General features: G+C 37.3%; 18 protein-coding genes. 15 read left to right on the forward strand and 3 right to left on the reverse strand.

All coding sequences use genetic code 11. From position 1 onward, the window contains the following. Positions 1-99 precede the first annotated feature (99 nt). Entirely contained in the window at positions 100-243 is a 144-nt protein-coding gene (locus tag WAZ07_RS07080; protein WP_336471887.1) for a hypothetical protein, read from the reverse strand. A 100-nt stretch (positions 244-343) separates the two neighbouring features. Between WAZ07_RS07080 and spoIIR the strand changes: the two genes are divergently transcribed. From spoIIR to WAZ07_RS07100, 4 genes are all read left to right on the forward strand, one after another. Continuing rightward, the gene (gene spoIIR, locus WAZ07_RS07085) at positions 344-1,171 is read left to right on the forward strand and encodes a stage II sporulation protein R (RefSeq protein WP_336471888.1); all 828 of its coding nucleotides are present in this window, start codon (positions 344-346) and stop codon (positions 1,169-1,171) included. Positions 1,172-1,223: 52 nt separating this feature from the next. Beyond that, positions 1,224-1,682 carry a GNAT family N-acetyltransferase gene (locus tag WAZ07_RS07090; RefSeq protein ID WP_336471889.1) on the forward strand — a complete coding sequence of 153 codons (459 nt, stop codon included), beginning with the start codon at positions 1,224-1,226 and terminating at the stop codon, positions 1,680-1,682. A gap of 106 nt (positions 1,683-1,788) precedes the next feature. Beyond that, complete coding sequence (locus WAZ07_RS07095; protein WP_336471890.1) at positions 1,789-2,832, forward strand: L-threonylcarbamoyladenylate synthase; 1,044 nt, start codon at positions 1,789-1,791, stop codon at positions 2,830-2,832. Positions 2,833-2,889: 57 nt separating this feature from the next. Next, positions 2,890-3,450, forward strand: coding sequence for a manganese efflux pump MntP (locus WAZ07_RS07100; RefSeq protein WP_336471891.1), 561 nt, complete (start codon positions 2,890-2,892; stop codon positions 3,448-3,450). Between the two features lie 324 nt (positions 3,451-3,774). Here the strand turns inward: WAZ07_RS07100 and WAZ07_RS07105 are convergent, their stop codons facing one another. Beyond that, positions 3,775-4,383, reverse strand: coding sequence for a flavin reductase family protein (locus tag WAZ07_RS07105; protein WP_336471892.1), 609 nt, complete (start codon positions 4,381-4,383; stop codon positions 3,775-3,777). 153 nt (positions 4,384-4,536) lie between these two features. Beyond that, complete coding sequence (locus WAZ07_RS07110; protein WP_336471893.1) at positions 4,537-4,923, reverse strand: DoxX family protein; 387 nt, start codon at positions 4,921-4,923, stop codon at positions 4,537-4,539. Between the two features lie 357 nt (positions 4,924-5,280). On the opposite strand from WAZ07_RS07110, the gene WAZ07_RS07115 reads away from it, so the two are divergent. The 11 genes from WAZ07_RS07115 (at position 5,281) to atpE (ending at position 13,161) form a co-directional block, all read left to right on the forward strand. Continuing rightward, positions 5,281-5,778 carry a PTS sugar transporter subunit IIA gene (locus WAZ07_RS07115; protein WP_090917928.1) on the forward strand — a complete coding sequence of 166 codons (498 nt, stop codon included), beginning with the start codon at positions 5,281-5,283 and terminating at the stop codon, positions 5,776-5,778. Positions 5,779-6,148: 370 nt separating this feature from the next. Continuing rightward, complete coding sequence (locus tag WAZ07_RS07120; RefSeq protein ID WP_336471894.1) at positions 6,149-6,589, forward strand: low molecular weight protein arginine phosphatase; 441 nt, start codon at positions 6,149-6,151, stop codon at positions 6,587-6,589. Positions 6,590-6,752: 163 nt separating this feature from the next. Next, positions 6,753-7,196 (forward strand): ribose 5-phosphate isomerase B, encoded by a 444-nt coding sequence (gene rpiB / locus WAZ07_RS07125; RefSeq protein ID WP_336471895.1) that lies wholly within the window; start codon positions 6,753-6,755, stop codon positions 7,194-7,196. 66 nt (positions 7,197-7,262) lie between these two features. After that, complete coding sequence (locus WAZ07_RS07130; protein WP_090917925.1) at positions 7,263-7,835, forward strand: TIGR01440 family protein; 573 nt, start codon at positions 7,263-7,265, stop codon at positions 7,833-7,835. A 189-nt stretch (positions 7,836-8,024) separates the two neighbouring features. Next, positions 8,025-9,266, forward strand: a complete 1,242-nt coding sequence (gene glyA, locus WAZ07_RS07135; RefSeq protein WP_336471896.1) for a serine hydroxymethyltransferase — start codon at positions 8,025-8,027, stop codon at positions 9,264-9,266. A gap of 1,163 nt (positions 9,267-10,429) precedes the next feature. Beyond that, the gene (upp, locus tag WAZ07_RS07140) at positions 10,430-11,059 is read left to right on the forward strand and encodes a uracil phosphoribosyltransferase (protein ID WP_020061432.1); all 630 of its coding nucleotides are present in this window, start codon (positions 10,430-10,432) and stop codon (positions 11,057-11,059) included. A gap of 397 nt (positions 11,060-11,456) precedes the next feature. After that, a complete protein-coding gene (locus WAZ07_RS26190) occupies positions 11,457-11,501 on the forward strand; it encodes a DUF4024 domain-containing protein (protein ID WP_368087050.1) in 45 nt (14 codons plus the stop codon). A 40-nt stretch (positions 11,502-11,541) separates the two neighbouring features. After that, the gene (locus WAZ07_RS07145) at positions 11,542-11,766 is read left to right on the forward strand and encodes an AtpZ/AtpI family protein (RefSeq protein WP_139207717.1); all 225 of its coding nucleotides are present in this window, start codon (positions 11,542-11,544) and stop codon (positions 11,764-11,766) included. Then, a complete protein-coding gene (locus WAZ07_RS07150) occupies positions 11,766-12,158 on the forward strand; it encodes an ATP synthase subunit I (RefSeq protein WP_090917920.1) in 393 nt (130 codons plus the stop codon). Before WAZ07_RS07145 ends, WAZ07_RS07150 begins: the two co-directional genes overlap by 1 nt. A gap of 7 nt (positions 12,159-12,165) precedes the next feature. Next, positions 12,166-12,885 carry a F0F1 ATP synthase subunit A gene (gene atpB, locus WAZ07_RS07155; RefSeq protein WP_090917918.1) on the forward strand — a complete coding sequence of 240 codons (720 nt, stop codon included), beginning with the start codon at positions 12,166-12,168 and terminating at the stop codon, positions 12,883-12,885. A gap of 57 nt (positions 12,886-12,942) precedes the next feature. After that, the gene (atpE, locus tag WAZ07_RS07160) at positions 12,943-13,161 is read left to right on the forward strand and encodes a F0F1 ATP synthase subunit C (protein ID WP_020061436.1); all 219 of its coding nucleotides are present in this window, start codon (positions 12,943-12,945) and stop codon (positions 13,159-13,161) included. Positions 13,162-13,284 lie beyond the last annotated feature (123 nt).

A 13,284-nucleotide genomic window follows, 5' to 3' on the forward strand; every position in this document is an offset into this window, starting at 1 on the left:
GTTTTCTTTGACCCGTAGCAGGAAAATGGTTTTTATATCGATTTTTCAATTTGTATTTATATATAAATCCATTTTAATTTTTAAACATAAAATTCGCTGCTAGGGAGAAAAAAGTGCTCTGCACTCGTTTTCTCCTTTTGTTTTAACTCTTGTCCGTGGCAGAAAAAGGTCCTGACCGCTACTATGCATGGCCAGACGCTCTCGCCCATCTAAAAAGAAAAGGGTTTTTTGTTCGTTTTTCAATTTATATAACCACCTAAAAAACGAATAGATTCTGAATTTAGTAGTTTAGAAAGAAAAAAACTTGTCTACACTGTTTTACTGAAGGGGCGGTGGAGAGAAGATGAAAAAACAAGCGATTGCTTATCTACTTTTATTATTAATTGGTGCACAAATGATTGCGCACTTTGGATATATGAAAGCTGATGCAAAAGGACCTGTCGTAATTCCGAAAGAGGCGATTCGATTACGTATTTTAGCTAATAGTGATTCGAAGGAAGATCAAGAGTTAAAACGTAAAGTGCGTGATGAAGTGAAAGCGCAAATCGATGGTTGGGTGGCAGAGTTAAAATCGTTTGAAGACGCACGCCGCGTCATTCAAAGCCGTATCCCAGAACTTCAACAAACAGTCGCAAAAACGTTGAAACGAGAAGGCAGTAAGGAAACTTTTACAGTTCAGTTTAATAAACATATCAAATTTCCAACGAAAGTATATGGGAATTTTATTTATCCAGCTGGAGAGTATGAAGCGGTACTTGTGACAATCGGAAAAGGTGAAGGGGCAAATTGGTGGTGCGTATTATTCCCGCCTATGTGTTTCTTAGACTTCTCAAGTGGTACAGCTGTAAAGCGCGAAGAGAATGTTGTTCAAGCAGAAACAATTGATGAAGACGATATAGAAGAAAATTATGCACAGAAAGAAATTGTAAAAGAAGAAGTAAAACAATCTCTTAAAGTGAAGAAAGAGACGCACATCGCACCGAAACAAAAAGTGAAAGCAAAGGCTGCGCAAGAAAACCGTATTGAAAAGGAATTACAAGAAGAAAGTAAGCAAGAAGAACCGCGTGTTAGTAAACAAGAAGAGCAAGTGAAGGTAGTAGAAGAAACGGAAGAAAAGCCAGAAGTAAAATTGTTTATTGTAGAAGCATTTACATCTTTATTTTCAAAATAAGTTCTAAAAGAGAATCCCTCCTCATATATAAAAGTATGGGGAGGGATTGTGTATGAAGCAAATTCGTTTTGCTACAAAAGCAGATGTGGAAAGACTGAAAACCTTTTTTGGACAAGCTCGGATGAAAGAAGAACGCTTAGATCAATTGTACGGGAATTTTATGATATTAGTAGATGAGGAACAGATTCAAGCGGCTGTTGGGTATGAGCAAGCTGGAAATGATGCGCTTCTTCGTTCGTGTTTATTCACACCTACTGTGGATAAAGCTACGTTCTTACATTTTTTCGAAACGTTTTTGCAGTATATGAAAGAGAAAAGTATTGAACAATTATATTTACTCACGAATAGTCCACAGTCCGTTACAATATTTAAGTTTTTTCAATTTGAAACTGTGGAAAAGGATGTTGTGTCAAAAGAAATACAGACATTAGAACATTTTTGTAAAAATGTAAATCAACCAAATGTAATTATACTAAATTGTCAGCTATTCACAAAGTTATCCACTGATTAAATGAGTTTATCCACATTTTGTGGATAAACCTTATTTGGCTTTTGGATAAATTTCATAGTAAACTATAAATAACAAGCATTTCATGGCAGAAAAGGACGTGAAAAAAATGAATACAAAAATGTGGACTGTGGATAATGTTGTGGAAATAAAAAAAGATTATCCACAATTACAAGAAGCAGCGCATTTATTACGAGAAAATGAAGCAGTAGCGTTTCCGACTGAAACAGTGTACGGACTTGGTGCGAATGCATTAAGTGATGAGGCTGTTGCAAAAATTTTTGAAGCAAAAGGAAGACCAAGCGATAATCCGCTTATTGTACATATTGGTACGGAAGAACAATTAAATGGTATTGTGGCTCATGTTCCGCCAGTTGCAAATGTGTTAATGAAGCATTTTTGGCCAGGACCTTTAACACTTGTTTTCCCGAAAAAAGAAGGGATTTCTGAAAAAGTAACGGCTGGATTACAGACCGTGGCAGTTCGTATGCCGGATCATCCGGTAGCATTAGCACTTATTGAAGCAGCGAGTGTACCGGTAGCAGCCCCAAGTGCGAATCGTTCTGGGCGTCCTAGCCCAACTCTTGCTTCTCATGTATATGAAGATTTAGACGGAAAAATTGCTGGTATCGTTGATGGCGGGGCAACTGGTGTCGGTGTTGAGTCTACTGTAGTAGATTGTACGAGTGAAATACCGACAATTTTGCGCCCGGGCGGTATTACAAAAGAGCAACTAGAAGAAGTGATTGGTCCTGTTTTATTAGATCCAGCATTAAAAGATGCAACGGAAAAACCAAAATCGCCGGGAATGAAATATACACATTATGCACCGAAAGCCCCGCTTAGTATTGTTGAGGGATCGCGTACATTTATTCAGCAACTTGTGGATAATAAAAAGCAAGAAGGTTATAAAGTAGGTGTATTAACAACAGAGGAGTATGAGCATGTATATAAAGCAGCCGTTGTTCTCTCTTGTGGAAAACGCAGTGATTTAGCAACCGTTGCGACAAAGCTTTATGATGTATTGCGTACATTTGATGCAAGTGGTGTCGATATTATTTTTAGTGAGTCGTTCCCAAGTGAAGGGATTGGTAGTGCCATCATGAATCGTTTAACAAAAGCGGCCGGTCACCAAATCATCTTCGAAAAATAAATTCTATCTCTCCTCGAACGTGCATATTGTGAAGTAGCAAGTCCGAGGGGGGACATTATGACAATTGAACATATTATAAGCGAATTGTTGCCGCTATGTATTATGGCATTTGCGCTAGGGCTTGATGCGTTTTCTGTTAGTCTGGGTATGGGGATGATTACGCTTAAGCTGCGTCAAATATTTTATATCGGCATTACAATTGGTACATTTCATATAATTATGCCTTTTATCGGTATGATACTTGGCCGTTTTTTATCAGAGCAATTTGGCTCCATTGCCACTATTATAGGTAGTATTTTATTAATGGGATTAGGATTTCACATTGTGTATACGTCAATGTCTCACGATGATGAGCATAGAAATGTTCCGGCCGGGGCGAGTTTACTATTGTTTGCTTTTAGTGTGAGTATGGATAGTTTTTCTGTCGGCTTAAGTCTCGGTATTTATGGAGCGCGTACGTTTGTCACAATTCTCATATTTGGTGTTGTGAGTATGATGCTTACTTGGTTCGGATTGCTAATTGGCCGTAAGGCGCATAGTATTCTTGGAACATATGGAGAAGTACTTGGCGGCGTTATACTTGTTGGGTTTGGAATAAAATTATTGTTTTCGGTATGAACGCAGCCAACTTCTTAGAGGGGATCACGGTTATGGTTAAATTAGCGAAACCGAAGAAAGAAGAAATAGAATCATTTTGTGAAAAGTTATAGCATAAAAGCCCAGCTACGATAAGTGGCTGGGCTTTTATAGTATATACATAATATATCGGCGCTTCTATAATGTACGCCAAAAATATACTTCTTGGTTGGAGGTCTCCAGTTAATATCTAGCTCCAGCGGCTAGAACATTCGGTGGCTTCGCGTCTTCCACCGAGGCAAAAAGCGCCTCTATGTCAGAAGCTCCATCCCCCTCTTGTTCTGGGCGAGCCGCCTCCGCTTTTATTTATGGCCTTACAAGTTCAAATTGCTCTCCAAGCTTTGCGTAGTTATGTCCAGCTAATCGGCTTATTGGTTTTAGTTCTTCAGCATGAATGCGTCCATTTTCATATAAGTGCTTAGCGATATGGAACCGTACAATGCGACCGATTAATAGATCGCATGCTGGGGAATCTTCTGTTCCGCCTAATTGAAGAGCGCGTTCTAATACACATTCCATACGAATACTTGCTTCTTTTACCCCTGGTACAGAAATTACATCGCTATCAATTGGTGTTAGTTTCGCAAGTTTAATTTCGCTTTCATTCGGAGGAAGATTAGCTGCTGTTTCGTTAATGGCTTCTGCATAAGATTCATCAGAAATATGAACGACAAATTCTTCTTTTTCCATCGCATTTCGTGCTGTATCTTTTGGTTCTCCGTCTTTTCGTTGTACAGAAACTGAGATAAGAGGCGGATTCGCAGCAACAATATTAAAATAGCTAAATGGGGCGCCGTTTAGTACCCCGTCATTTGTAACAGTTGTGACGAAGGCAACTGGGCGCGGAATAATACTTCCCGTTAGTAATTTGTAATTGTCTTTTTCAGTTTGTTCATTTGGATTAATAGACAGCATATATGTAATCTCCCTTCTTATATCTGTAACGCTTCTTTGTTTGTTTACAAGATAAAGGAGGAAAACTCCTGCTGAAAAAATATATTTTTGTAAAGGGTATGAAAAAAACCCCACAATTGTGAGGTTTCTTTATCTTGAATTCAAGATATTTAATTAAATTAAAGTGTAAGCGCCAGGTCCAATAAGTGCAACGCCAACTGCAACTGTGATTAAAACAAGGTTATATTCAAAACCGTTTTGTGTAACCCAGTAGCCGTTTTTACCGTGAACTGTGATGATAGATACTAACATCGTACCGACAATAAATAGAGCACCTATCCAAGTGAAAATACCAGCAGCAAATAAGAAACCGCCTAGTAATTCAGTTGCCCCGGCCATAAATGCCATAAATACGCCTGGGCGTAAGCCAATTGATTCCATCCAGCCGCCGGTTCCTTTTAAACCGTGACCACCAAACCAGCCGAATAATTTTTGAGCGCCATGCCCCATGAAAGTAATCCCGATAATAAGACGAATAATAAGAAGACCAATGTTCATCATTTTATAAAACCTCCAAAAAGTTATTTACTTATCTTATGTAAGTAATAATAAAATAGTTACTTACTTTAGTCAAGTGCATTTTATAAAAAACGAAAATAAATTTTATAAATAGTAAATGAAAAAATAATGATGTTGTTATGTTAAGATTTTTAGACAATTTGTGGAAAAAAAGCAAAAGAAGTTTACTTCCTTTCCAATTGAATTCAGACAGTCTGAATTGACCGGAATTTTGCAAGGCGATACAATAAGAGGCGGGTTGATAACTTCATTTTTTTATATGGGAATGTTTTTATGCCACTAAAGCAGTGAGCTATATGAGGTTTATTGTTGAGTAAGGATTATAAGGAGGATTATCCTATGTTTAAAAAATTATTTGGTTTTGGTTCTAAAACAAATGCAGAAACAATTGTATCGCCATTAACTGGAGAAGTGAAAAATATTGAAGAAGTACCAGATCCAGTATTCGCTGGTCGTATGATGGGGAACGGTGTTGCAATCGAACCAACTGAAGGTGTAGTAGTATCTCCGGTAGATGGTGAGATTGTACAACTATTCCACACAAAACATGCTGTAGGTATTAAAGCGAAAAACGGTGCAGAGATCTTAATTCATGTTGGGTTAGAAACTGTAAAAATGGAAGGTGAAGGTTTCGAAACGTATGTATCGGAAGGGCAAGCTGTTAAAGCTGGCGATAAATTAATCTCTTTCGATTTAGAATTAATTCGTGAAAAAGCTAAAAGTACAATCACACCAATCGTTATTACAAACACAGATGCAACAGAATCTATTGAAACAACTGTAGGTGTAACAGCTACAAAAGGCTCAACTGGAGTAATGAAAGTAACAATGAAATAATCGTTTGATGAATCGGGAATCCATTTCATAATCGAAATGGATTTCTTTTTTATGTCTGGTGTTGGAGTGGGGAATAGTGGTAGATTTTTTGTTTTCTTATATTACTATATATCCGTTTTAATTTTCTAACATATAAGCTGTTGCTATATAGAATAAAACATGATTGCTACTTGTTTGCTCCTTTTGTTTGAAACCTCGCATGTGGCAGGAGAAGGCCCTGACCGCTTCTATGCACGGCCAGAAGCTCTCGCCCTCCCCTAAAAAGAAAGGTTTTTTATGTCAGTTTTTTAACTTATATATACATTTCTTTTTTTCGTTACCATTGTGAGTTATGATGAAAATAGATATTCATCATAAGGAGTGGTGTTTGGTGAAGCGAGTATTATTCGTTTGTACAGGCAATACGTGCCGCAGCCCAATGGCAGAGGCGCTATTACGTTATCATGGTAAGGAGCAGTTTGACGTGCAATCTGCTGGTGTTTTTGCGGCGGTTGGTAGTGATGCATCTACTCATGCTAAAAATGCGCTACAAGAAAAAGGTATTCGGGTTGCACATTCTTCAAAGCAAGTGACGGCAGAGTTGCTAGAGTGGTCCGATGTTGTATTGACGATGACAACAGGACATCGTCAACTTCTATTAGCGCACCATCCAGAAGTAAGTGAAAAAGTGTATACATTATATGAATTTGTAGAAGGTACAAATAAGGATATTTCTGATCCTTTTGGTGGTTCGCTTGCTATATATAAAGCAACGCTGGAAGAAATGGAACAACTTGTGCACACTTTGGTGAAAAAGCATTCAGAAGGTTGATGTTTCGTGTATAATACGATATTGGAGATTATGCTGATTTAATGGGTAATATATCTTCTATTCTCAGAGGTATGAGGCGGAAGATATTGTTTATTTCACTGTCAGTGGAAAGAAGCAATCTTCACTGATTGGAAGTTTCACTTTATATTTGGAGGGATTTAGAATGAAAGTAGTTGTAGCATCTGATCATGGCGGAATGAATATTCGTAAAGAAATCGTGAGTCTATTAGAAGAATTGAACATTGAATATATTGATTTGGGTTGTGAGTGTGAGGCTGGTTCAGTAGATTATCCTGATTTTGCATTTCCAGCAGCAGAAATGGTTGCAAATGGTGAAGTAGATCGCGGTATTTTAATTTGTGGAACAGGCATTGGTATGTCAATTGCGGCAAATAAAGTACACGGCGTTCGCTGCGCATTAGTGCATGATACATTTAGTGCAAAAGCAACGAGAGAACATAATGATACGAACATGTTAGCGATGGGTGAGCGTGTAATTGGAGCTGGCTTAGCACGCGATATCGCAAAAATTTGGTTAACAACGGACTATGAAGGCGGCCGTCACGAAAATCGTGTAGGAAAAATTAAAGCATACGAAGCGAAGTAATTGTATTCTAACTTCTAGTAAGAAGTAATATAATTTGTTGAACCTACCTGCGAAAGGAAGAGCGTAATGAGTGAAATATTACAATTAAAAGAGCAGTTGCAAACAGCGCTTTTTGAGTTTCAAGAGCAAGCCACGCTGCGAAATGGGAACCTTTTTGTTGTGGGCTGTAGTACGAGTGAGGTGCTTGGTGAAAGAATTGGAACATCGGGAACGATGGAAGTAGCAGAGGCAATTTTTTCTGAGTTAAAACACTTTCAAGAGCAGTGTGGCATTACCCTAGCATTTCAGTGCTGTGAACATTTAAACCGTGCTTTAGTGGTAGAAAGAGAAGTCGCAGAAAAGCATCAGTTTGAGATTGTAACTGTTACGCCTGTCAGATCAGCGGGTGGGGCTCTTGCAACATATGCATATCATAATATGAAAGCCCCTGTTATCGTAGAGTTCGTAAAAGCGGATGCAGGTATTGATATTGGAGATACATTTATCGGTATGCATTTAAAACATGTAGCTGTTCCGGTACGCACGCGAGTGAAAGAGATTGGGCATGCTCATGTAACGATGGCAAAAACGCGTCCGAAGTTAATTGGTGGAGCGCGTGCAGCATATGCAATAAAAGAGGAAACGTTTACTTGTAGTTAAGTAATAAGCTTCTAATAAAAAAGGGCCAAATTTGGTCTTTTTTTCTTTTATCATGTGTGGAGTCGTGTTAGAATGTAGTTGAAAATGTGAAGATTTAAAAGAATTACAACTAGAACTTTCGTTTTTTCTTAGAAAATGAAGGGAAAATATCGGAAATAGGTGTAGTTCGTTCAGAAAAGGGGGATTTTGGTGGAGCATTTAAAACGTCAAGATGAAAAGGTGTTTGCTGCAATTGAATTAGAATTAGGAAGACAGCGTTCAAAAATCGAGCTTATTGCATCTGAAAACTTCGTAAGCGAAGCAGTAATGGAAGCGCAAGGGTCTGTATTAACGAACAAGTATGCAGAAGGGTATCCTGGGAAACGTTATTATGGTGGTTGTGAACATGTAGATATCGCCGAAGATATCGCACGTGATCGCGCAAAAGAAATTTTTGGCGCAGAGCACGTAAACGTTCAACCGCACTCTGGTGCACAGGCAAATATGGCTGTATACTTCACAATTCTAGAGCAAGGTGACACAGTGCTTGGTATGAACTTATCTCACGGCGGTCACTTAACACACGGAAGCCCTGTTAACTTTAGTGGTGTACAATATAACTTCATTGAATACGGTGTAGATCCTGATACACATCGCATTAATTATGAAGACGTATTAGAAAAAGCGAAAGAGCATAAACCAAAATTGATCGTTGCCGGTGCTAGTGCATATCCTCGTGTGATCGATTTCAAGAAATTCCGTGAAATCGCTGATGAAGTTGGTGCATATTTAATGGTAGATATGGCACATATCGCAGGACTTGTAGCAGCAGGCTTACACCCAAATCCAGTACCATACGCTGATTTTGTAACAACAACAACTCATAAAACATTACGCGGACCACGCGGCGGTATGATTTTATGTAAAGAACAATTTGCAAAGCAAATTGATAAATCCATCTTCCCTGGTATTCAAGGCGGACCGCTTATGCATGTAATCGCAGCAAAAGCAGTTGCATTTGGAGAAGCATTGCAGGGTAACTTCAAAGTATATGCACAAAACATTATTAACAATGCAAATCGTTTAGCAGAAGGTCTACAAAAAGAAGGTATTACTCTTGTTTCTGGTGGAACGGACAATCACTTAATTTTAATTGATGTTCGCAATTTAAATATTACTGGAAAAGTTGCAGAGCATGTATTAGATGAAGTTGGTATTACAGTAAACAAAAATACAATTCCATTTGATCCAGCTAGTCCATTTGTAACAAGCGGCGTTCGTATTGGAACTGCAGCTGTAACATCAAGAGGTTTCGGACTTGTTGAAATGGATGAAATCGCATCAATTATTGCTCACACATTAAAAAATCATGATAATGAAGCAGCATTAGAAGAAGCACGCGTGCGTGTAAAGGCCTTAACTGATAAATTCCCAATGTATAAAGAGCTATAAGATAGAAAAAAGAGATGGTGAACGTAGAGGACACCGAAAAACATACGTTTTTAATTTCATAAAAATTATGTAAAGCTAAAAGGCAACTTTCCATTCAACCTTGAACAGAAAGTTGCCTCTCCTTTTTATTTATTAACTTATTCACCACTAACTTGTTGTTTAGTTATTGCTACTAGACATTTTGTGATTTTTTCACTAACAGATCCATTTGCATGAGAAGTTAATACAGAACTTTTAGTTTATATAGAATAAGAAGAGAAAAATAAAAAACTCATACAAATAATCTGTATATCAAAATAGTATTTGTTCGATATACAGATTATTTGTATAATACTTATAAAATAATATAATGGCAATAAATACTATTTACATTACTGCTTTTAAAAGGTCTGCTACTAATGGAATTACTGCACCTAGAAATTTTAAAACTGCCATTGCAATTTGCATAAACAATCTCCCCTTTTTCTGAATATTTAATTATTTATTTATAATCTTAGTATACTTTAGGGTAATAAACTTTACAACTTATTTTGATATGCAATATTGCATGAAAGGTAAGTTGTTGAAAGGGTTATAATAATAGGAGTTGAAAGGTTCTAACAAAGCTATATACCTTATTTCATTTCAAGGGTAAATAGTCAAAACAAAAGTCCAAGTAGAGTAAAAAGGGTTGTCTCATAAGTCTGTGTAGCTGATTTATGGGACAACCTCTTTTTATGAGTAACAATTCAGCTACTTTCATTTTTATAGCATGGATCAGTTAATTCTACCAACGGTATATGGCGATTAATTCCATAATATCATGTAGTAAGAAATGATCAATGGCATGGAGGAACCAATAAGTGATGACTTGTTCTTCTCTTATTATCCAAAAAAATCTATTCTTGTCGTGATATTGCTAAGTTATTACGAGAACATTTACTGATGTCCAAACGTTTCTCGTTTTTGAGTAGACGTTCCTATATTGAGTTCATGTATGTCCTTTAGAGAAGAGAAAAAGTATGTTTTTTGTCTAAATAAGAAAAATAAATAAAAAATGACAGCTGTTTTACATCTATACTCCAAATTCACCCTTGAATATTAGAAGCGTTTTCTTTACAATCGTACATAGTGTAAAAACAGCGTGACCTCACGCATCAATATCATCTGAAGGAGCGATTCACATGGGAAAACTGTATGTTTTTGATCACCCTTTAATTCAGCATAAGATTACATATATTCGCGATAAGAATACAGGTACGAAAGAGTTTCGTGAACTAGTAGATGAAGTAGCAAGTTTGATGGCGTTTGAAATTACACGCGATCTTCCACTTGAAGAAATTGAAATTGAAACACCTGTAAGTAAAGCGAAAACAAAAGTGATTGCAGGTAAGAAGCTTGGTTTAATTCCTATTTTACGTGCAGGCTTAGGAATGGTAGATGGGATTTTAAAATTAATTCCAGCAGCAAAAGTAGGTCATATCGGTTTATACCGTGATCCAGAAACATTACAACCTGTAGAATACTATGTGAAACTTCCAACTGATGTAGAAGAACGTGATTTTATCGTACTTGATCCAATGTTAGCGACAGGCGGCTCTGCATCAGAAGCAATTACTTCCTTAAAGAAGCGCGGTGCGAAACATATTAAATTAATGTGTATTGTTGGTGCGCCAGAAGGGGTAAAAGTTATTCAAGAAGACCATCCTGATGTGGATATTTACGTGGCTGCATTAGACGAAAAATTAAACGATCATGGATATGTTGTACCAGGTCTTGGAGATGCTGGCGACCGTTTATTTGGAACGAAGTAAGACAACAGACGAGAAGATACCCTTCTCGTCTGTTTTTTTATACAACATATTATATAGTGAAATTGCATATAATATAGAAACTTCTCATTTGAGAAAGTCATATGAAATGTGAAAATTTATATATCTAGAAAGCATAATAGTGACAAACTTGTGAACTTTTTTCTTCTATTATAAAGAAAAAAGGTCTAGAAATTAGACGTCTTTTAACATTATTTTGAAGGAGAACGTTTTCAGTTATGGGAATAAATACCTAATACTCAAATTTTTTGATTTTTTTCGATTTGACGTTGACACTGTTTAACACCCTATTGTATGCTAACAACGGGGATAGATGGTAGGGTTTTCATTGACAAATTTTCGTCTATTCTTTGACAAAAAAATTAATTTTCTCATTTAAATAGGATTTATGCAAAAAAATGAGTTATTATTAACACATTCTTAACACATAGTGAATGAGGCTTTACATATGGAGGGATGAATCCTTGGAGGGAAACAAGCGTAGTCAATTTAAGGCGTATGCTTTAATGACTGGAATTCTTTCTCAGCTCGTTGGCGCTATTTTAGTTGGAATTTTTGGCGGGCAATGGATTGATGGTAAGCTTGGAACGTTTCCATTATTTCTAGTAATCGGGTTATTACTAGGACTTGGAACAGGGGTTTATGCTATGATTCGACTCATTCGACAATTTTATTCGGGAGAGCAATGATGATAGAAGTACATGAACTTGTCCAAAGACAAAAGAAATATATGTACAACCTTCTCGCACTCTTTGTATTAGGATGGGGCTTTACCTCATACAAAGATGTCTTTCTAGGACTGATTATCGGAACGATTTTCGGTTTTCTTAGTTTGCGCATCGTTGCACACAAGACGGACAAGCTGTTAGATCGCGTTACACAAGGAGAGACAGTGAAGTATAAAGCGACTGCAGTGAGTACATATTCGAGATTAGCCGCGATAGGGCTATTAATTTTATTTGCAGCAAAATATCAACATTTAATGGCGATGTGGAGCTTAGGATTAGGATTACTGACAGGATATCTTGTCATGATCATAGATTTTCTTTATCTACAGTATAAGAGCAGGGAAGAGAGGTGAATTACTAGTGGAACACGGTAAATTAGTTGAATTTCTAGGTTTAACGTTCGACTTGTCCTCTGTTATGATGACGACTGTTGCGGCAGTAATCGTATTTATCATCGCTGTTATTGGTACCCGTCGATTAGCTCTACGTCCAACAGGAATACAAAATTTCCTTGAATGGGTTATGGACTTCGTAAAAGGTATGATTAATAGTACGATGGATTGGCAAACAGGTGGACGCTTTTTAACGCTTGGAGTTACACTCATTATGTATATCTTTGTAGCAAACATGCTCGGTTTGCCGTTCATGATTGCGACAGCTGAAGGCGGGGAGCATATTGCATGGTGGAGATCTCCAACGTCTGACCCAGCAGTTACTCTAACTTTAGCCGTGATGGTAGTTGCCCTCACCCATTATTATGGAGTTAAAATGAAGGGTACGAAAGAATATTTAAAAGGCTATATTCAACCAATGAAATTCTTATTCCCTTTAAAGGTAATTGAGGAATTTGCAAATACATTGACGTTAGGTCTGCGTTTATTTGGTAACATTTATGCGGGTGAGATTTTATTAACGTTACTTGCTCAATTAGGAGCAAGCGGTGCGTTTGGCGCATTAGGTGCTGTTCTGCCGATGTTAGCATGGATGGGCTTCAGTATTTTCGTAGGCGCTATCCAAGCATTTATCTTTACAATGTTAACGATGGTATACATGGCTCATAAAGTAAGCCACGACCATTAATATATTTAAAGTAAGTACAAAATTTATTTTTTATTGATAAAAAGGAGGACTTTTAAAATGAGTTTAGGTGTAATCGCAGCTGCAATTGCAATTGGTTTATCTGCATTAGGTGCTGGTATTGGTAACGGTCTTATCGTATCTCGCACAGTTGAGGGTGTTGCTCGTCAACCAGAATTACGTGGTGTACTTCAAACAATCATGTTCATCGGGGTAGCGTTAGTTGAGGCGCTTCCAATCATCGGTGTAGTAATCGCGTTTATCGTATTAAACAAATAAGGGATAGCTCCCCTTACAATAAGTGGCGAAGATCGTTTTGAGACCTTCTTCGCCATTGCTTTATGAATGAAACATTACTTGTCTTTTCATTTGTTTAATTTAGATTTTTGAAGGGAGTGAATC

Origin of the sequence: Bacillus bruguierae, assembly GCF_037104725.1 — a bacterium.
GTDB lineage: Bacteria > Bacillota > Bacilli > Bacillales > Bacillaceae_G > Bacillus_A > Bacillus_A bruguierae.